This is a genomic window from Avibacterium sp. 21-594 (assembly GCF_026226815.1).
In the GTDB taxonomy this organism is placed as follows: Bacteria; Pseudomonadota; Gammaproteobacteria; order Enterobacterales; family Pasteurellaceae; genus Avibacterium; species Avibacterium avium.
In genome coordinates this window covers 1,554,517-1,573,569 of the sequence record NZ_JAKKOC010000001.1, presented here as the reverse complement: position 1 = coordinate 1,573,569, position 19,053 = coordinate 1,554,517, and the positions used below count along the sequence as shown (strand labels likewise).

The following is a 19,053-nucleotide window of genomic DNA, read 5'->3' as shown; positions in this document are numbered from 1 at the left end:
CCTTATAGTTTTTCCCAATCAATTTGTACATCTACTTTTGTTTCGTCTTGAGTGTAAATCGGACGCGTTTTTCCTTCATTATCACTGATACCTGTTAAGGTTTTACCATCATAACGTATGATATAAGGCATATTTTTGTATGGATTACCCGATTTATCTTGAAGTATAAAGCTATGGCTATAGGGTTGAATGCCTTCTGTTAAAAAATTCTCTTTTTCAATTTCCTTCTCCTGCATCCCGATATGCACACCATCCAACCAAATCCCTTCTTCATTCATCAAAATCGTGTTTTTACCAAAGCGAAGGAGAATCTTTTCATTGTCCATCGTCAGGCTGGTTTGTTTGCCCACTTCAAGCTCAATACGGTCGTGAGCATAGTTGAAAATCTCTTTCGCTTGGATAGCTTTAAGTAAGCTGATGGTTTCAAGATTGTTTCCCGCTAAGACGGTTTTGATGTCATTACCGGTGGTGATTTGGGTGGTTCTGCCTTGGTCAATTTGAGTACGTTGGCTACCGTTAACCGTTAAAGTGCGGTGGTTTTTGATGTGATTTTTTTGGTCATGCTCAACCAGGGTGGTCATATCCCGCTGGGCATGCATTTCAAATAATTCTCGGTTCGCGGCATCCTCAAAGAGAATGCTGTTGTAACCTTCCCCTTTGTAGGTTTTTGATTTAATGTGCATTTGGGTATAGGTGGCAGGCAGATTACCTGGTGGGATTTGTAGTTCATTATACACGCGTCCAATAATCAGCGGTTGGTCAGGGTCGCCTTCTAAAAAGCTCACCACCACTTCTTGCCCAACACGCGGAATGGCGAGCATTCCCCAGTTTTGCCCCGCCCAAGGTTGAGCAACACGCACCCAGCAAGAACTTCTGGAATCGTTGAATTCCCCTTTATCCCAATGAAATTTCACTTTAACCCGGCCTTGGTAATCCGTGAAAATTTCTTCCCCTTTGGGGCCAGTGACTACCGCCGTTTGTGTGCCACAGATTTGTGGTTTTTGAGGGAAATTACTACGGAAAGTTTTCTCCGGAGAAAGACATTCAAAGCGATTAGTGATAAAGGTGGTATTTTCACGTTGACTAAAATGGCTTTCCTCTTCCAAGGCTTGCGGTTGTTCGCCATGATGTTGAATGTAAGTTAATTGCCAAGGCTGATTGAAGTCAGCACGAGGATGGCGATGAATGTGTAAGAGCTGACCTATCCTTAAAGCTGGGTGATTACTTTCTCCCTCGCCCGTATGGGCATCACGGCGTAAACTGTCGAGACGATATTGGGCAAAGCGTTCGCCACTGTCATTTTTATAGCGGCCAGGGTAGTCGTAGTAAGGGTAGTCTCCTTGGAATTGAATCTCTTCTTGCGTGCCTTGTAAGCCATATTCCGCATTCCAGTTTGGTTTTTTGAAGGTGTAATCTTTTAATAACACTTCAGAAGGACGGATTTGTTCGGTCCATTGGAAGGTGCGGAGATGAGGGGCTTGGCGTAATACGGTAGGATTGGCATTATAGTCAAGGGAGAGGGTATCTTCCTTGGATAAACGATGGGCATCATCGTAAATAAAGAGCCGGTCAATTTGATTATGTTCATCTTCCGTACAAAAGAAAAACAAGCCTTCTTCACCGATAATCCGTTGGAAAAATTCATAATCGGTTTCGCGGTATTGCACACAATATTCCCGTCTTGTGCGGTAGGCGATATCAATGGTGTGAAAAAGCACATTGGAATCGCTTAGCAGGGTTTTTAAGATAGCTTCAATACTGGTATGTTGGAAAATGCGTGAGCGTCTTTTTTGGGTTAATCGCCAGAGATGAGGGGAGAGGGTAAAGTGATAAAAGGTATAGCGTTCACCGGTTTTACCGAGTTTGATTTGTGTGACGATACCGGAGATATTCCGTTGTCGCTCACCATCTTGCCAGATGGAAAGGGTTGCGGCGCAGTCGAGTAGTGAACCAAATGGAAGCTGGTTATGTTGTGTTGCTGCGACAATGGAGAGTTTAAAGAGGGAATTATAGCCTTCTTCGAAATCGAATTTGACAACACGGAAGGTGTCAGGCGGCAGTTGGGCCACTTCAAGGGTGAAGTGGAGGCCTTTGGAAACAGAAAAATCGGGGAATTTTAGGGTGTTCATTGTTATCCCTTATTAAAATTTTTTATCTGGCGTGACATAGTAATACATACTGTATTTCCAAAACACAATAAGTTCGTGAACACCCCATAAGACAGTGGTACATAATAGAAGCTTTGTCAGCCTATTTTTGTGGTATGTAAATTTGTCATCCGTCTTTTAGTCTTATTTGCTATATTCATCCACTTCCTTACCAAAATAGGCGTCCCAATCAATTTTTATATCAATATTATCTTCATCCTCATCTGAAACATAAACCTCCTCTGTTTCTCCGTTCTCATTGGTAATTCCTTTTACGGTTTCTCCATCAAAATGCATAATATAGGGTATATTTCTATATGGCTCACTTTCTCCTAATAATCTAAAACGGTGAGGACTTTTGATTTTTTCAGGGATCTCTACTCTTTTTATTGCCTCTCTTCTTTTTACTTCTTTAATAAAATGAGGGCCACAATCCGCCTTATACCAATAATTATCCTCACTTAATGCAGCACAATATTCAGATAATTCATTAAAATCTTCATCAGATAATCGGTCTAAGTTTCGTTCACCTACTGGATCAATATAGAAGATTCTGTGCATATCTTTTTTCTTATAAAAAAAACCATAGCCAGAACCAAATTCACCACTTACTCTGACAAGTCCTATCTCACTATTAAAAAATATAACAACTCCAACCAATATAAGATTAGAAAGACATAATAAGATTGTTGTGCATTTATAAAATTTTTTATTCATTAATTTTTCCTTTTCTTGGTGCAGATAGTTGAAAATGTTGTCTTAAATAGGTGACAAATTGCATTCCTACATTTCCTGGACAAGTGCGGTGATCATTTGATAAAGCGAACTCTCGATGCCCTCCTAGTTGTTTAATACAGAACACTGATAGCAATGCCTCAATTAAAATAATACAAGCATATTTTTGAGATTGAGGAATACTAGATGAGTAGAAAAAGTCTAGGTGGTCTATAAGATAGTCTTTTTTATCTTTTTTCTTCTTCCAATCAACTTCACCTCTTTCTGAATAATCCCCAGTTAATAATATTCCTACTTTATGAAAATTGTTCTCATTAACATGGGAGCCTTGGAATCTAATATCTCTCCCCTCAGCTATTTGACCATCACAGGCAACAATATAGTGATATCCTATATCATCGAACTTACCACTCATGTGTTCGTTTTGTATACTATGCGCTACTTCAAATACTGGTACACATTCTGTTCCAAATGATGCGTTTCCTTGATGATGGATAACAATATCCGTATAATTCCAATCATCCGATAATTCTTTCTTGGGTTTTTTGGCATTCCATTCTGAGCGTTCAATAAATTTATTTGAAATTCCTAGTATGAGATTTTTTTCAATGTAATTGATAATAGCTTGTCTTGTTGCAGCTTTATCATTAAGCTGAATGTTTTTAATCTCACAGATATCTTTTTTTAGTTTCACTTCAGTTGTTTTATTTTTATTCATTTTTCAATAGCCTGATTAGCGTGTAGTATATTTTTTTATTGTTTTTTCTCTGCTTCCAAAGGAATATTTTCTGGCTTTTTATTACCTTGGGTTTTCATCTGTTTTTTATAAGCTTCCCAATCAATTTCTATATGTACATCATTTTTATCGCTAACGTAAACGGTTTCTGTCTCTCCTTTATCATTTGTTATACCCTCTATAGTTTTTCTATCATATTGCATAATATAAGGACTATTTCTATATATTTCACCGTTATATGTTAAAATAAAAGAATGAGGACGTAGAGAGGCTCTTCTTTTTACTTCCTTATTAAAATAAGAGCCACAATTATTGTCATACCAATTATTATCTTTACTAGCTGCCATACAAAACTCTGATAGTTCATGAAATGCTTCATCTGAAAGTTGATCTAGGTCTTGTTCTCCGACAGGATCAAAATAATAAATCCTATGCATATTTTTCTTTTTATAAAAGAAGCCATAATCAGCTCCAAATTCTGTAGTTGTTCTTACTATACCTATTTCACTATTGAAAAACATAATCATACTAGCCAATATTAGATTGGAGATAAATAATAAGATTGTTGTACATTTATAAAATTTATAGAGTTTTTTATTCATTAATTTTTCCTTTTTCTGGTACAGATAGTTGAAAATGTTGTCTTAAATAGGTAACAAATTGCATTCCTACATTTCCTGGACACGTTCGATGATCGCCTGGTAAAGCAAATTCTCGATGTCCTCCTAGTTGTTTAATATAAAATACTGATAGCAATGCTTCAATTAAAGTGATACAAGCATATCCTTGAATTTCTGGGACACTGAATGAATGAAAAAAGTCTAGATGATCTATAAGGTAATCCTTTGCTTTCTTTATGCCAGTCCAATTAACCTCACCTCTTTCTGAATAATCCCCCAGTAATAATATTCCTATCTTATTTGAATTATTCCCATTTACATGAGAGCCTTGAAATCTAATATCTCTTCCTTCTAAAATATTCCCTTCACAGCTTACAATATAGTGGTAACCGATATCATCAAAATTTTGAGGTCCTTTCATTTCAGATTGTTGAATTTTCTGTGTTTCGTTCATAGGGTCTCCACAACAGAAACCGAAACTTGCATTTCCTTGATGGTGAATGACGATTGCATTATAGTTCCAGCCTTCGGTGAGTTTTTTCTTAGGCGGTTTAGCTTTCCAACCGGAGCGTTCAATAAATTGTGTTCCGAACCTTTCCTTTAGGTTATTATTCACTCTATTAATAATAGTCTGCCTTGTTGCTGCTTTGTCATTCGTTTTTATAACATGCTCTTTAACTTCATATTCTTTTTCCAATCCTATCGTTGTAGTTATTTGTTGATTCATTCTTCAATAACCTCATTAGCTTGTAAGAGTCTTTTTGGTGATTTAAACAGCACATGAATATTTACAGTTTCTTTTTGGTTGCTTTGAATATATAAATAGCCATTTTGATCTGTTTCTTGTTTAATTCGTTTTCCTGATGAAAATTCAATTTCACAAGGTCGATGAGCTAAAATTTCTCCAGTAGCTTTATCTGTTACGAGAACCTTCGCGATGTAATGAGATTCTTTTTTAGGCTCTCCGGTATTATCCGGCACTTGCAACTCCTTCTCCTGCATTCCAATATGCACACCATCCAACCAAATGCCTTCTTCATTCATCAAAATCGTGTTTTTACCAAAGCGAAGGAGAATCTTTTCATTGTCCATCGTTATGCTAGTTTGTTTGCCCACTTCAAGCTCAATACGGTCGTGTGCCGCGTTGAAAATCTCTTTCGCTTGGATTGCTTTAAGTAAGCTGATGGTTTCAAGATTGTTTCCCGCTAAGACGGTTTTGATGTCATTACCGGTGGTGATTTGGGTGGTTCTGCCTTGGTCAATTTGAGTACGTTGGCTACCGTTAACCGTTAAAGTGCGGTGGTTTTTGATGTGATTTTTTTGGTCATGTTCAACCAGTGTGGTCATATCCCGCTGGGCGTGCATTTCAAATAATTCTCGGTTCGCGGCATCCTCAAAGAGAATGCTGTTGTAACCTTCCCCTTTGTAGGTTTTCGATTTAATGTGCATTTGGGTATAGGTGGCAGGCAGATTACCCGGAGGAATTTGTAGCTCATTATACACGCGTCCAATAATCAGCGGTTGGTCTGGGTCGCCTTCTAAAAAGCTCACCACCACTTCTTGCCCAACACGCGGAATGGCGAGCATCCCCCAGTTTTGCCCCGCCCAAGGTTGAGCAACACGCACCCAGCAAGAACTTCTGGAATCGTTGAATTCCCCTTTATCCCAATGAAATTTCACTTTAACCCGGCCTTGGTAATCCGTGAAAATTTCTTCCCCTTTGGGGCCAGTGACTACCGCAGTTTGTGTGCCACAGATTTGTGGTTTTTGAGGGAAATTACTACGGAAAGTTTTTTCCGGAGAAAGACATTCAAAACGATTAGTGATAAAGGTGGTGTTTTCACGTTGGCTAAAATGGCTTTCCTCTTCTAAGGCTTGCGGTTGTTCGCCATGATGTTGAATGTAAGTTAATTGCCAAGGCTGATTGAAGTCAGCACGAGGGTGGCGATGAATGTGTAAGAGTTGGCCTATTCTTAAAGCTGGGTGATTGCTTTCTCCCTCGCCCGTATGGGCATCACGGCGTAAACTGTCGAGACGATATTGGGCAAAGCGTTCGCCACTGTCATTTTTATAGCGGCCAGGGTAGTCGTAGTAAGGGTAGTCTCCTTGGAATTGAATCTCTTCTTGTGTGCCTTGTAAGCCATATTCCGCATTCCAGTTTGGTTTTTTGAAGGTGTAATCTTTTAACAACACTTCAGAAGGACGAATTTGTTCGGTCCATTGAAAGGTACGGAGATGAGGGGCTTGGCGTAATACGGTAGGATTGGCATTATAGTCAAGGGAGAGGGTATCTTCTTTAGATAAACGATGGGCATCATCGTAAATAAAGAGCCGGTCAATTTGATTATGTTCATCTTCCGTACAAAAGAAAAACAAGCCTTCTTCACCGATAATCCGTTGGAAAAATTCATAATCGGTTTCGCGGTATTGTACACAATATTCCCGTCTTGTGCGGTAGGCGATATCAATGGTGTGAAAAAGCACATCGGAATCGCTTAGCAGGGTTTTTAAGATAGCTTCAATACTGGTATGCTGGAAAATGCGAGAGCGTCTTTTTTGGGTTAATCGCCAGAGATGAGGGGAGAGGGTAAAGTGATAAAAGGTATAGCGTTCACCGGTTTTACCGAGTTTGATTTGTGTGACGATACCGGAGATATTCCGTTGTCGCTCACCATCTTGCCAGATGGAAAGGGTTGCAGCGCAGTCGAGTAGTGAACCAAATGGAAGCTGATTATGTTGTGTTGCCGCGACAATGGAGAGTTTAAAGAGGGAATTATAGCCTTCTTCGAAATCGAATTTGACAACACGGAAGGTGTCAGGTGGCAGTTGTGCCACTTCGAGGGTGAAGTGGAGGCCTTTGGAGGTGAATAAGTCGAACATAATTTCTCCTTGCTAAATTCGTATTAATTTTTACTCTCTAATTGTCAATAACACATCGGGTTCTTGCACTGGATGACCTATAAAACTAGTCCAGCCAAGTAAACTATCTTGCTCGGTTCCTAAAACCATACCTGATACTTGCTCTTTTGCTAATCCTAATCTCAAATCCCAGGCAAATTGATCTTTTAATATAAAAGAGACAAAGGTAACGAGGGGGAGATAATTTTCTCCATTTGGTAAAAATGACAAAAATTCTTGCCGAGAAAGGTTGTTGAGCTGTAATTCAAATTTGCTTCCTCTGTTTGGCTTTCTGCTACCTAAGGTGAAATTTTCACCTAAACAAGAACGGCCTTTTGGTGGTTTACCCGCTTCTTTTTTCATTAATCCTAATCGGTTTTGTTCATCTTCGATGATTTCAACATAACGAAAACACCAACTTTCTAGTGAGACGAACTCTAAATCAAAACAATGGGAAACCAAGTTACAAATGATTTCAGGGGAGCGAGCAGGACTAGATAAAATACCAGCATAAGCTAACATTTTGGAATGATTGACAGAGAGTTTGTTTCTGATACTTTTATAGCCAAGTCCAGCTAAGGCAAACATTCTGTTAGAATATTCGTCAGTTCCATTTGTTTGGTAATTTATGTAGTAGCGATATTTTCGCCAAATCTGATGTAGTAATAACGATAGTCTATGGTTGAATAAGTCCATAAAATCAACTAATTTTGTCTCTTTATGAAGATATTCAGTGGCTAGACTATCTAGGTAATAGCCAGGTAGGGGCGATTGGCTACCATGCAAACCTAAAAAAGAAACTTGAAGTTCAAATGTTCCTTCCGGTAATTCTTTTAAGTTAGCGATGTCTCTAATTGGGAAGCCTAATCCGGCTAGTGATGTTAGGCGAATAATTTCATCTTTAGGTAATAAACTTAAGCTTTCACTTGGATCAACCCCTTTGATTTTACATAATAGCTCCATTAGCCGATAGAAATTGTATCGGCTAATGTCTAGTTTTTGGGAGGCGGTGTTTACATCAATTGATGCTGTCCGATTTGAATAGGCCATTCATAGCTCGCTTGATTATCTAAATTTATTACTTTCAGTTTGTGAAATGAATTTACACTTGCGTAGAGAGAGAAGAATTGGGATAGCACAGTGCAAAATAAAAACATTTCACCTTCAGAGTTAAATTCGCTTTGTTTGATATATAAGGTAGATTGTAGTCCTCTAATAGAAACACTTTTAAATAATCGATCTATAGGCTTGGTGTCTATTGACTTAATCGCATCAAGTTTCTTTTGGGACATTTTGGCATTTCTCCTACTATGCCAGCTGGGCAGATCATAGGTTCTAATAATCTCTTTTAATGCCTCAATTTCGAGTAACGATAAGTAGTTTAGTGAAGAATTGGAAATTAATTTCCAAGCGAGTGTTCCATCTAGTAATGGATGCAGTGGCATAGATGGACGAGTGATATTTTTAAATTCAACAATTGCAGGGTTTGTTTCTGTGCCAATGCAAATATCACCAACTTTTAAGTTGGTTGGTATTTCACGGTTAGTGCAAGTCACATTGATCGAGATGGATTCGGTTTTTTCTAAACTTATTACCTCATCGCCTCTTACAAAAGAAATATAATGATCAAATCCTTTTTCAAATAAGGCATCTTTAGCCCTTACTTTATAATAAAGCTCGGTTCGTCCTTTAGCATATTCAATTTGATGCTCAAAGCTTTCAAAAGGTAAGTAATGACGTGTGGAAGAATGACGAGGCCCTCTAGCTTTATTGTTCCTATTTTCAACATGGCTTGATACTTGATCTACTGAGAATATTTCATACCATTCAGGATGAGAATAACTTCCTTTTAGCAAATATTCATCTTTATCTCCATCGAATCTGAGCGGTTCACAACTATGCTTAAATAAATTTATTGCAGGTGTGCAATGTAGTCTAAAGGTTGATTTTCTGATTTGAACATCTGAAGACAATGGCTCAGAGAAATAGAGGTTTAATATAAATTGATTTGATTCATCAAGAGTATTTGGTAGTGGAGCGATACCATTTACGTCAAAGAACATGAAGCTTTCGGGAAAGCAGAAATATTCTTGTAAGATCCGATAACCACTGTAAGCATTTTTAGGGTAAGGTAAGAGTGCGTCTTCTTTATTAAATCCTGCAGGTGAAAAATTAAACTCAGGTAATGTTATTTTCTGGTCGTTGACAACAATCTCTGCACCTGTCAAGTAATAGCTAAACCATAGATATAGTTGCTGATTAGTGTAATCATCTGCTCCAAGATAAAAACGCAACTTATTTAAATCTAGTTCAGAGAGTTTTAGTGGTGATTCACTAGAAAATACTAAGCTAACAATAGCTTGCTCGTTACTATTTAATACACTTGCATCCGAAAGAGAGAAGGGATTGAGCCAAACATCACGGCAAGTCTGAAATTGACATTGTAGTTTTTTGTCGGAGTTACCAGATACTATAGGACGGCTTAATAACGTGGTGCCTTTATTTACGACATCAAAACCTTTTGCAACTTTAGGGTTGGGGAAAAATTCAACGATAGTCATACTTGGTGTTGGGCGCAGATAATTTGGCCAGAGCATATTAATCAAACTATGAGTGAACTCTGGAAATTGATCTTCAATTTTAGCTCTTAAACTACCAGATAAAAAGGCAAAGCCTTCTAGTAATCGTTCAACATCGGGATCAGCACTTTTTTCAGATAAAAAATTAGCCAAATGAGGTTTTTCATTAGCAATTTCTTTACCTAATTCACGCAGATAATCTAATTCTTGTCTAAAATATTTTTCAAGAGACATAATCACATCTTAAGTAATGTTGCTCATATCTAGATAATAACGATGATCGTTATCTAGGTGTAAATTAAAGGCAATGTCTTTGGTGTAGTCTTCAAAGGATACTGTTGCCGTGACGTAAAAAAATAGGGTTAGAGGTTGCTCTTCATTAGGAAATGGTGTCACATTTACCGCGATGATTCGAGGCTCAAAATTCAAAATGCATTCTTGAATGATTTGGGATATTTTTTGATAGATATCTCCTGTATTACTCGTGGCATCATTTAAGTCCATAATTCCTAATTGGACCGCACTTTGTGATGTGCCTGGATGGGTATTAAGGATATTGTTAAGATTATGTTTTATTGATTCGATAAAAGTTTTGAGACCAGAATGGGAGAGTGGAGAAGGATTTACCTCCTTCCCCTGTATACGCTCAAATAAGCTAGCTGTACTATCTCGTTGCCAACTTAATAATGCCATTTTTCTATTCCTTGTCTAGACGGCCAACAAGCGATAGTTCAAAGTTAGATCCCATATATTTAAAGTGTGGTCTTAATTTGATGGAAGACAAGAACCAACCTGGATCTCCCTCTACATCTGATACAGAAATAGATGCCGCTCTGAATGGGCGACGACTACGAACATCTGCAGGTGGGTTTTCTTGATCAGCAACATATTGCTTGAGCCATTTATTTAACTCGGTTTGTAAATCAGTTGCTTCTTTCCAGCTACCAATTTGCTCACGTTGTAACACTTTTAAGAAATGAGCTACTCGAGTAATCATAAATGTATATGGTAATTGAGTACCTAATTTGTAGTTGGTTTCTGCTATTTTACCCTCTTTTGTATTTGGGAAAATTTTTGGTTTTTGAACAGAATTAGCAGAAAAGAATGCAGCATTATCGCTGCCTTTACGCATAGTTAATGCGATAAATCCTTCTTCCGCTAATTCAAATTCTCTTCTATCTGTAATAAGCACTTCTGTTGGGATCTTTGACTGAATTTGTCCCATCGCTTCATAAATATGAACTGGCAAATCGTAGACTGCACCGCCACTTTGTGGGCCAATAATATTTGCACACCAACGATATTTAGCAAAACTATCCGTCAAGCAAGAAGCTAGTAAAAATGCGCTATTACCCCATAGATAGTGTTCGTGGTCTTTACTTACATCCTCTTCATAGCCAAAAGTTTTTACCGGATTGTCTGACACAGAGTAAGGTAAACGAACTAAGAAACGAGAGGCAGTTAATCCTAAACTACGAGAGTCTTCAGATTCTCGTAATGAACGCCACTTAGCATACATTGGTCCTTCAAACACTGATTTTAGATCTTTAATTGCAGGTAATTCAGTATAACTTTGAATACCAAAGAAAGCGGGGGATACGGAAGATATAAATGGGGCGTGAGCCATAGAACCTACAGCGCTCACATATTGCAAGAGTTTCATATCTGGGGATTTAGGGGTAAATTCATAGTTCCCAATCACGGCACCAATAGGTTCTCCACCAAATTGACCATAGCCAGAAGAATAAACGTGTTTATAAAAACCAGATTGAACAATTTCAGGTGCAAATTCGAAGTCATCGAGTAATTCTTCTTTTGTTGCATGAAAAACGTTAATCTTAATATTTTCTCTAAAGTCTGTTTTATCAACTAATAATTTTAATGAGCGCCAAGATGATTCTAAATTACGAAATTCATTGTGATGTAGAATCTCATCTACTTGGGCGCTTAATTTCCGATCAATCTCATTGATCATTTTATCTATTAATAACTTGTTTACTGGCTCTTCTTTTGAGCCTGTTTCTAAAATGTTACTAATAAAAGCAGCGACACCTTGTTTAGCAATATCATAGCCTTCACTATCTTCAGAAAGCCTTGTTTGAGCCATGATTTCATCAAGTAATGAGCCCGAGGTAGTGGTATTTTGTTCGATTTGTTCTGTTTGGATTTTATCAGCCATATCTAAAGTCCTCTGGTATGATCAACTATTTTTTATCAACTAAATTTAATTCTGCAAGTAATTGAGCTCGGGATTGCTCATCTTCGAGTAGTTCTGCGATTCTAGCTCGAAAAGCCGGAACATTCCCAAGTGGTCCTTTGACGGCAGTTAATGCTTCTCTTAATTCAAGCAATTTACGTAATTCTGGAACGGATTTAACAATGTTATCTGGAGAGAAGTCATTAAGAGATTTGATGTCTAATTGCACATTAATTTCATCATCTGGTGATGCGTCATCGGATAATTTGTTTGCAACATTAATATTCAAACCAATTTCCATTTCTTCCATAACTGAAGAAAAATTGTTTTTATCAATAGAAATCATTGATCGCTCTTCTATAGATGAGTCTTCTGCTTTTCCCTTCATATCACCAACAACTAAGAGATTTAATGGTAATTCAACTTCGGCAGTTTCACCGCCTGTTGCCGGGACGTATTTAATATTGATTCGCTCTTTAGGTGCAACAGAACCTTCTTTTTTACTCATAGCATTATCCTTCTTTAATTGTATAGAATGAAAAGGGGTATACATGGTATATAGACCATCTACAAATTTAGTATATCAAAATTCTGGTTCTTTAATAGAGTGTTTTTTAAGCTTTTTGTTGTTTTTTTAGATAAAAAACGACATACTAATATACAAGAAATCATCTTTTTTGATTTCTGACGTCAATAATTATTTATTACATTATTACATTAGTGAGGACAACTACTATGCCAACTCCATGTTACGTTTCAATTACAGGAAAAACCCAAGGTAATATCACAGCTGGTGCGTTTACGGCTGATTCTGTGGGAAATATTTTTGTTGAAGGTCATGAAGATCAAATGTTGGTTCAGCAGGTTAAACACCAAGTGACCGTACCAACGGATCCACAATCAGGTCAACCATCAGGTCAACGTGCACATAAACCATTAATTTTAACGGTAGCCCTAAATAAAGCAGTTCCATTACTTTATAATGCGTTAGCTTCAGGAGAAATGCTACCGAAAGTAGAATTAAAATGGTATCGCACATCAGTTGAAGGCAAACAAGAGCATTACTTCACAACTACATTAGAAGATGCAACTATTGTTAATATGGATCTTTTAATGCCACATGCACAGGATCCTTCTCAAAAAGAGTTTACTCAATTACTTGATGTCTTTTTAGCTTACCGAAAAATCACTTGGGAGCATACTGTAGCAGGTACATCAGGTTCAGATGACTGGCGTACACCAATTGAAGCTTAATTAACTAGATTAGCTACGAGTATGGTGTGTCAAGCACACCATACTTTATTATAGCTACTATATTAAAGGTCCATCACCTAACTTAATTTAAATACTCAATGTTTGGGATTGAGTATAAGGATGGCTTTTATCGACCTTTGCATGATTTTATGCCACACGATAATCTAAAGTTTTCTGTTCAGCTTCTTTTATTAAGGCCTCATTCAATTATTTAATTCGAGTGGGAAGTCTCTTTCTTTTATAATTCTATTTGATCTTAAAGTTCCTGCGTCAATATTGATTTTTTCTTTGTCATTGATTATTCTTACTTTTAAGCTGTAAAAGATAAGAAAATGTAGCAGAGATGAATAGATTAAATCTTTTTTAAATGCTATATAATATTACGAATATCTATTTACTATTTTTTTCTTGTTTGCTTTGTCTTTTATAATACATGGTTCCTGAAATATCAAATAATGTATATAGGTGTTATTTATAACTAATTGGAATCCTACCTATAGCCATGTAATGAGTTACTCCCTTAAAGATCGAGTATGCTCTCGCATTTATTATCTGAAAAAATGAAATAAAAATTGATTGCTTAGTATATTTTGGATAGATATATTACGAGCTAGTCAACGTTTTATCTAGAATAGGGATGTATATGTATATTGGTCATCGTTTAAAAGAAGAAAGACAGAGAATGGGGTTAACTCAAAGAGCATTTGCAAAATTAGGAGGTGTTAGATCACAAGCTCAGTTCAAATATGAGCATAATCGAATTATGCCTAGAGTCGACTATTTAATGAAGCTAGGATTAGAGGGTGTTGATATTAATTATATACTTTTTGGTGAGAGGGGGGTTATAGCAATAAATAAAGAAGAGAAGTGTTTGCTGGATTTATTACGAAACTCAAAGGATATAAGAGATTTTATCCTGCATGGAGTAAATTATTTTAAATCGATAGAAATTTAGTATATTAGAAATTTTTTAATTAGAATATTAAAGGAACCTTAATTATGGCGGTAGGTAATATTACATTTGAAGAGTTATTACAAAATTTTTTTATATAAGTATCTCCGAGGAGATACAATTAAGAGTTATCAGAAAGCTATTAGACTCTTACAGAGAAATTGCAATGTTATGTATCCAAATGAAATCTCTAGTTTATTGCTTTTAGATTGGAGAAGAACCGCGGTTGGGAGTAATATTAAACCAATCACATGGAATAGCTATTTGCGCCACATCAAAGCAATCTATAAATTTGGAATTGAACAAAATTTATTAGATTATCAAGATAATCCTTGTAATAAATTATTTTTAAGAGAGGGAAAAGCTAAGCGGAAAATTTTGTCTAGTACAGAACTAGCAAAGTTAGATTTTTTTCTGCAAGGTGCACATAATTTGCCAGGTATCTTGAATCCTGTATGGTTTGTTGAAACGTTAATAAAGACATTCAGATATACAGCAATTCGCCGAGCTCAATTAATAAAATTAAAGGTTGGTGATATAGATTTAGTGAGTAGAATTATTCATATATCTCCCGAAATAAATAAAAATCATCATTCACACACAATTCCTATTTCAGATAAGTTGTTTCCTTATCTTCAGAACCTTATCCTTGAATTAAAGCGAGCAAATCAAACTAATGATTGTCAGTTATTTAACTTTAATCTCTTTTGCCCTTTGTCCAGGAATAGAGCTAAAAATACCAGTGAACATCAAATAAGCCATATATTTAAAGTTATATCTCGTTCTGTTGGGTTCAATGTATCTCCACATAGATTTAGGCACACAGTTGCAACAAATTTAATGAAGAATCCTAATAATCTTTACGTAGCCAAGCAGTTATTGGGGCACAGGGATATTAAGGTAACACTAACTTACATAGAAGACGATGTGGAAATGATTAGAGACACTGTAAATTCAGCATTATTATAAAAAGTTAATGTCCAGCCTTTACAAGCCTTGGAATTTGTGTAAGATCAAGTTATCTATTTAGCAATAGATCTTGTGGTAGTATTGGCTGGATCTTCCACTTGAAGAGCTATTAGAGTTAATGGGCTATACAAGGGATTTAAAATCCCTCGACTTTCGAGTCGTGGCGGTTCAAGTCCGCCCTCGGGCACCATTTAAAAGTACAAATAAATCAATAAGATAGTCGCCAAGAGCGGCTTTTTTTATATCTTATTTTTACCGCACTTTTTCTTTTGGTGTCCATTTGGTGACTATTTTTAGCCTATCTTAAAAATTCTGATAAGCCATTTTCTCTTAATTTGGTGACCAATGGTCACCAAATTTCAGATGTGTGAGCGGTTAGCTGTAAATCATTTTATACAAACTCCCCACGTAAAATAGAAATTCTTTTTATATTTCAATATGATAGCTTTCGTTTTGATAAAACCTGATCTTTTTTAACTGAAAATCACTGAAATTAACTGTAAATTTTTCAGTTAAGATCACATTTCCTTTTTTCTAAGATCCCTTTTCCGTCCTAGCTTTAGATAATTTTTGCCTATGAAATTTAACTGAAAAAATGGCAATTTTTTGCATAAAAAACGCGGGTGGGAGAGTGGATTTTCCGTGACGTTTGACGTGGCGTAAGAATTTTCCGTGGATAAGTTTGGTTTCACTTTATAAAAGAAAAGCTGTAGCCAAAGCCTTTTAAATAAAGGCGGCAGGTAATAAAAAAGCCACCTAAATAGGTGGCTAGATGTGTGATGATATGTTTACTGCTCAATAATCGGCGTGAGTTTACCTTTCTCATTTAATGCCCTACTGTTGTAGCCGCTGAACGTGCTGCTTTGATCTGGTGCTGGGCCGCCATTATGGGTATGACTTGCAACAGTATTCGCAAGGTCGGCAACGATTTGAATTGTTTCTCCGTCGCTTTGCCGTATGCCAAAATCAAAGTACGGAAAAGTAATGGATTCCTTAAGAGCTGAAATCATTAAAGTATGTAAAAATCCGTATTATAAACCGTTTAATATGCGTTAAAAATTTACTTAAAACCAACCGCACTTTAGTTTAAGTGCGGTTGCAGGAGAATCAAATGAAACGAAATTGGGAGCTTATCCGCAAAATTTTGTTCAAGCTTGAGCAAAAGGTTGATGATACGCCATTAGATAGTGAGAGCATTAAAGGCTTTCCAGCCGATGTAGTAGTGTATCATTATCAACTGTTGGCACAGGCTGAACTGATTTGCATTGAAGACAATTCTACAATGGTGATGCGGATTTTGTGGCAATAAATTTAACGTGGCAAGGACACGAATTTCTTGACAAAATCCGAAGTGATACAGCGTGGAATAAAATTAAACAAATCATTAAAACGAAAGGGATTGATTTATCCTTTGAGGCAATTAAGTTAGCAGGGAAAAGTTTATTGGTTTCTTTATTGAAATAACTTGACTGCCAGTGGGGATTTGGTAGATTGGAAGATAACGTTTAGGAGGTAATATGTCTGATTTAATGTTTTTTATTCGAGGATTACTAGGCTTTTTTTGGTCGTTGATTATTCTACCTCTACTTTTTTTAATACCAATAGGTTTATTTATCGCGGGAATGGTTTATTTTGATATTAATCTTTCTTGGTGGGATGTTTTAATTGTAGGCTTGTTGGGTGGATTTTGCTTGGGAACAATAATTAACACCGTTAAAATATTGCCTAATCAATAGGAGTTATTAATGAGAAATACTTATAGTTTCATTACAGACAGCCTCTTGTTTGGTGCCAAATTCTATATCGCGGCTTTTTCTCTTTTGCCCATATTATTGGTGTTATTGGCGGCTTTTAGCTTTTTCTCTTGGAAAACGATTGTTACCGCCTTGTCAGTATTATTTGTTGTATTACTGTTTTTGCATTGGAAATTGAGTAAAAAAGCGTTTTTTGATAGGGAAGATAAACGCTATTCCCGATATTGGGACAACAGTTTTTATAAGTAAGATTAAATTCAAATAGAAGCTCGCTACGGCGGGCTTTTTTATGGGAGAAAATAATAATATGGCGGGTTCACTTGGGCAATTAAATATTCAGTTGGCGTTAGATCAAGTTAAATTTCAAGATGGTCTGACAAAGGCACAACGGTACGCAAGCAGTTTGCTGAAAGAACAAATACATATTTAAAAAATATTGAAAATGCAGCGATAGCAACGAATAAAAGTTTGGATTTTGCTGATAAACTTAATAAGTTAAAAGTACTTAGTTTTGTGTTGCCAAACCCAAAACAGATTATTGGGAGCCTTGATAACTACACGGAATTAAGTAATTAGAAAAACCCTGCAATAACAGGGTTTTGAGTATTTTTAAAATGATATGTGATGAAAGCGGGGCTTTTTTATTCCCACTCAATCGTCGCTGGCGGTTTTCCGCTGACGTCATAAACCACGCGGGAGATGCCGTCCACTTCGTTGATGATGCGGTTGGAGATTTTGCCAAGTAGGTCATAAGGCAGGTGCGCCCAATGTGCGGTCATAAAATCAATAGTTTCTACTGCACGGAGGGAAACAACCCAATCGTATTTACGCCCATCGCCCATTACGCCTACGGATTTTACCGGTAGGAATACGGTGAAGGCTTGGCTGACTTTGTAGTACCAGCCTGAATTGTAAAGTTCTTCGATAAAGATAGCATCGGCACGGCGGAGTAAATCGCAGTATTCTTTTTTCACTTCGCCGAGTACGCGCACGCCTAAGCCCGGACCGGGGAATGGGTGGCGGTTGAGCATTTCTGCTGGAAGCCCGAGGGCTAAGCCGATTTTACGCACTTCATCTTTAAACAGTTCGCGTAATGGCTCTACCAAGCCAAGTTTCATATAATCTGGCAATCCACCTACGTTGTGGTGGGATTTGATCACGTGTGCTTTGCCCGTTTTGCTCGCCGCAGATTCGATCACATCAGGATAAATCGTGCCCTGTGCTAACCATTTGACGCTGCTGAGTTTTTTCGATTCGTCATCAAACACATCAACGAACACTTTACCGATCATTTTGCGTTTCGCTTCAGGATCTGAAATGCCTTTTAGTGCGTTTAAGAAACGATCTTCGGCGTCCACTCGAATAATGTTTAAGCCGAATTTATCGCCGAACATTTCCATTACTTGATCGGCTTCGTTTAAGCGTAACAAGCCGTTGTCTACGAAAACACAGTGTAGGTTTTTGCCAATAGCTCTGTGTAATAATAAAGCGGTAACGGAAGAGTCCACACCGCCTGACAAACCTAAAATCACTTCGTCATCGCCTACTTGCGCTTTAATGCGAGCCACGGCATCTTCGATGATATTTTCTGGTGTCCAGTTGCGTTCGCAGCCACAAATGTTTACCACAAAATTGGTTAAAAGGGCTAAGCCGCTTTTGGTGTGAGTCACTTCAGGGTGGAATTGCACGCCATAGAAGTGGCGGTTTTCATCAGACATCGCCGCAATCGGGCAGGTCGGCGTTACACCCGTGATTTGAAAGTGCGGTGGTAATTGAGTCACTTTATCGCCGTGGCTCATCCAAACATCGAGTTTGTGTTCGCCATCATCTAAACCAGCGAAAAGTGCGGTTGGATTTTGTAAAGAAACGGAAGCATAACCAAATTCACGATGGTCAGAAGTTTCCGTTAAACCGCCTAACTGCATTGCCATTGTCTGCATTCCGTAACAAATTCCTAGCACTGGCACGCCAGCGTTAAACACATATTCGGGCGCACGTGGGCTGTTTTCTTCCGTGGTACTTTCCGGCCCACCAGAAAGAATAATCCCTGTTGGGTTAAATTCACGGATTTGCTCTTCTGTTACGTCCCAAGCCCACAGCTCACAATACACCCCAATTTCCCGCACACGGCGAGCGATAAGCTGGGTATATTGTGAACCAAAGTCTAAGATTAAAATTTTGTGATTGTGGATATTGTTCATTTTATTTCCAG

Annotated in this window: 21 protein-coding genes; 8 read left to right on the top strand and 13 right to left on the bottom strand. The window is 37.4% G+C overall.

The features are described 5' to 3' along the window. Nucleotides 1-2: 2 nt before the first annotated feature. From L5B76_RS07455 to tssB, 11 genes are all read right to left on the bottom strand, one after another. Nucleotides 3-2,129 (bottom strand): type VI secretion system Vgr family protein, encoded by a 2,127-nt coding sequence (locus L5B76_RS07455; RefSeq protein ID WP_265754885.1) that lies wholly within the window; start codon nt 2,127-2,129, stop codon nt 3-5. 162 nt (nt 2,130-2,291) lie between these two features. Then, nucleotides 2,292-2,864 carry a hypothetical protein gene (locus tag L5B76_RS07450; protein WP_265754884.1) on the bottom strand — a complete coding sequence of 191 codons (573 nt, stop codon included), beginning with the start codon at nt 2,862-2,864 and terminating at the stop codon, nt 2,292-2,294. Then, nucleotides 2,857-3,600 (bottom strand): N-acetylmuramoyl-L-alanine amidase, encoded by a 744-nt coding sequence (locus L5B76_RS07445; protein ID WP_265754883.1) that lies wholly within the window; start codon nt 3,598-3,600, stop codon nt 2,857-2,859. Before L5B76_RS07445 ends, L5B76_RS07450 begins: the two co-directional genes overlap by 8 nt. A gap of 35 nt (nt 3,601-3,635) precedes the next feature. Next, entirely contained in the window at nt 3,636-4,220 is a 585-nt protein-coding gene (locus L5B76_RS07440) for a hypothetical protein (RefSeq protein WP_265754882.1), read from the bottom strand. After that, nucleotides 4,213-4,965, bottom strand: coding sequence for an N-acetylmuramoyl-L-alanine amidase (locus L5B76_RS07435; protein ID WP_265754881.1), 753 nt, complete (start codon nt 4,963-4,965; stop codon nt 4,213-4,215). Before L5B76_RS07435 ends, L5B76_RS07440 begins: the two co-directional genes overlap by 8 nt. Continuing rightward, a complete protein-coding gene (locus L5B76_RS07430; protein ID WP_265754880.1) occupies nt 4,962-7,118 on the bottom strand; it encodes a type VI secretion system Vgr family protein in 2,157 nt (718 codons plus the stop codon). Before L5B76_RS07430 ends, L5B76_RS07435 begins: the two co-directional genes overlap by 4 nt. A 30-nt stretch (nt 7,119-7,148) precedes the next feature. After that, nucleotides 7,149-8,186 (bottom strand): type VI secretion system baseplate subunit TssG, encoded by a 1,038-nt coding sequence (gene tssG, locus L5B76_RS07425; RefSeq protein ID WP_250350005.1) that lies wholly within the window; start codon nt 8,184-8,186, stop codon nt 7,149-7,151. Continuing rightward, nucleotides 8,150-9,949, bottom strand: coding sequence for a type VI secretion system baseplate subunit TssF (tssF, locus tag L5B76_RS07420; RefSeq protein ID WP_265754879.1), 1,800 nt, complete (start codon nt 9,947-9,949; stop codon nt 8,150-8,152). The genes tssG and tssF overlap by 37 nt, the downstream gene beginning before the upstream one ends. A 9-nt stretch (nt 9,950-9,958) precedes the next feature. Next, entirely contained in the window at nt 9,959-10,408 is a 450-nt protein-coding gene (gene tssE, locus L5B76_RS07415) for a type VI secretion system baseplate subunit TssE (RefSeq protein WP_250350007.1), read from the bottom strand. Nucleotides 10,409-10,412: 4 nt separating this feature from the next. Continuing rightward, nucleotides 10,413-11,894 carry a type VI secretion system contractile sheath large subunit gene (tssC, locus tag L5B76_RS07410; protein WP_250350008.1) on the bottom strand — a complete coding sequence of 494 codons (1,482 nt, stop codon included), beginning with the start codon at nt 11,892-11,894 and terminating at the stop codon, nt 10,413-10,415. 25 nt (nt 11,895-11,919) lie between these two features. Next, nucleotides 11,920-12,420 carry a type VI secretion system contractile sheath small subunit gene (tssB, locus tag L5B76_RS07405; RefSeq protein WP_103852645.1) on the bottom strand — a complete coding sequence of 167 codons (501 nt, stop codon included), beginning with the start codon at nt 12,418-12,420 and terminating at the stop codon, nt 11,920-11,922. Nucleotides 12,421-12,647: 227 nt separating this feature from the next. On the opposite strand from tssB, the gene L5B76_RS07400 reads away from it, so the two are divergent. The 3 genes from L5B76_RS07400 (at nt 12,648) to L5B76_RS07390 (ending at nt 15,087) form a co-directional block, all read left to right on the top strand. Then, nucleotides 12,648-13,166 (top strand): Hcp family type VI secretion system effector, encoded by a 519-nt coding sequence (locus L5B76_RS07400; RefSeq protein ID WP_250350010.1) that lies wholly within the window; start codon nt 12,648-12,650, stop codon nt 13,164-13,166. Nucleotides 13,167-13,809: 643 nt separating this feature from the next. Beyond that, nucleotides 13,810-14,121, top strand: coding sequence for a helix-turn-helix domain-containing protein (locus tag L5B76_RS07395; protein ID WP_250350011.1), 312 nt, complete (start codon nt 13,810-13,812; stop codon nt 14,119-14,121). A 66-nt stretch (nt 14,122-14,187) separates the two neighbouring features. Next, nucleotides 14,188-15,087 carry a tyrosine-type recombinase/integrase gene (locus tag L5B76_RS07390; RefSeq protein WP_103855534.1) on the top strand — a complete coding sequence of 300 codons (900 nt, stop codon included), beginning with the start codon at nt 14,188-14,190 and terminating at the stop codon, nt 15,085-15,087. Nucleotides 15,088-15,875: 788 nt separating this feature from the next. Here the strand turns inward: L5B76_RS07390 and L5B76_RS07385 are convergent. Beyond that, on the bottom strand, nt 15,876-16,097 hold the full coding sequence (locus tag L5B76_RS07385) for a hypothetical protein (protein ID WP_265754878.1): 222 nt from the start codon (nt 16,095-16,097) through the stop codon (nt 15,876-15,878). A gap of 101 nt (nt 16,098-16,198) precedes the next feature. Between L5B76_RS07385 and L5B76_RS07380 the strand changes: the two genes are divergently transcribed. The 5 genes from L5B76_RS07380 to L5B76_RS07360 are packed head-to-tail and all read left to right on the top strand — an operon-like array spanning nt 16,199 to nt 17,271. Then, a complete protein-coding gene (locus tag L5B76_RS07380) occupies nt 16,199-16,396 on the top strand; it encodes a DUF2513 domain-containing protein (RefSeq protein ID WP_265754877.1) in 198 nt (65 codons plus the stop codon). Further along, entirely contained in the window at nt 16,387-16,551 is a 165-nt protein-coding gene (locus L5B76_RS11640; protein WP_265754876.1) for a DUF2513 domain-containing protein, read from the top strand. The genes L5B76_RS07380 and L5B76_RS11640 overlap by 10 nt, the downstream gene beginning before the upstream one ends. 53 nt (nt 16,552-16,604) lie before the next feature. Then, nucleotides 16,605-16,823, top strand: a complete 219-nt coding sequence (locus tag L5B76_RS07370; protein WP_265754875.1) for a hypothetical protein — start codon at nt 16,605-16,607, stop codon at nt 16,821-16,823. 9 nt (nt 16,824-16,832) lie between these two features. Then, on the top strand, nt 16,833-17,090 hold the full coding sequence (locus L5B76_RS07365; protein WP_265754874.1) for a hypothetical protein: 258 nt from the start codon (nt 16,833-16,835) through the stop codon (nt 17,088-17,090). Nucleotides 17,091-17,130: 40 nt separating this feature from the next. After that, nucleotides 17,131-17,271 carry a hypothetical protein gene (locus L5B76_RS07360; protein ID WP_265754873.1) on the top strand — a complete coding sequence of 47 codons (141 nt, stop codon included), beginning with the start codon at nt 17,131-17,133 and terminating at the stop codon, nt 17,269-17,271. Nucleotides 17,272-17,482: 211 nt separating this feature from the next. Here L5B76_RS07360 and guaA read toward each other — a convergent pair whose 3' ends face one another. Then, the gene (gene guaA, locus L5B76_RS07355; protein ID WP_265754872.1) at nt 17,483-19,042 is read right to left on the bottom strand and encodes a glutamine-hydrolyzing GMP synthase; all 1,560 of its coding nucleotides are present in this window, start codon (nt 19,040-19,042) and stop codon (nt 17,483-17,485) included. Nucleotides 19,043-19,053 lie beyond the last annotated feature (11 nt).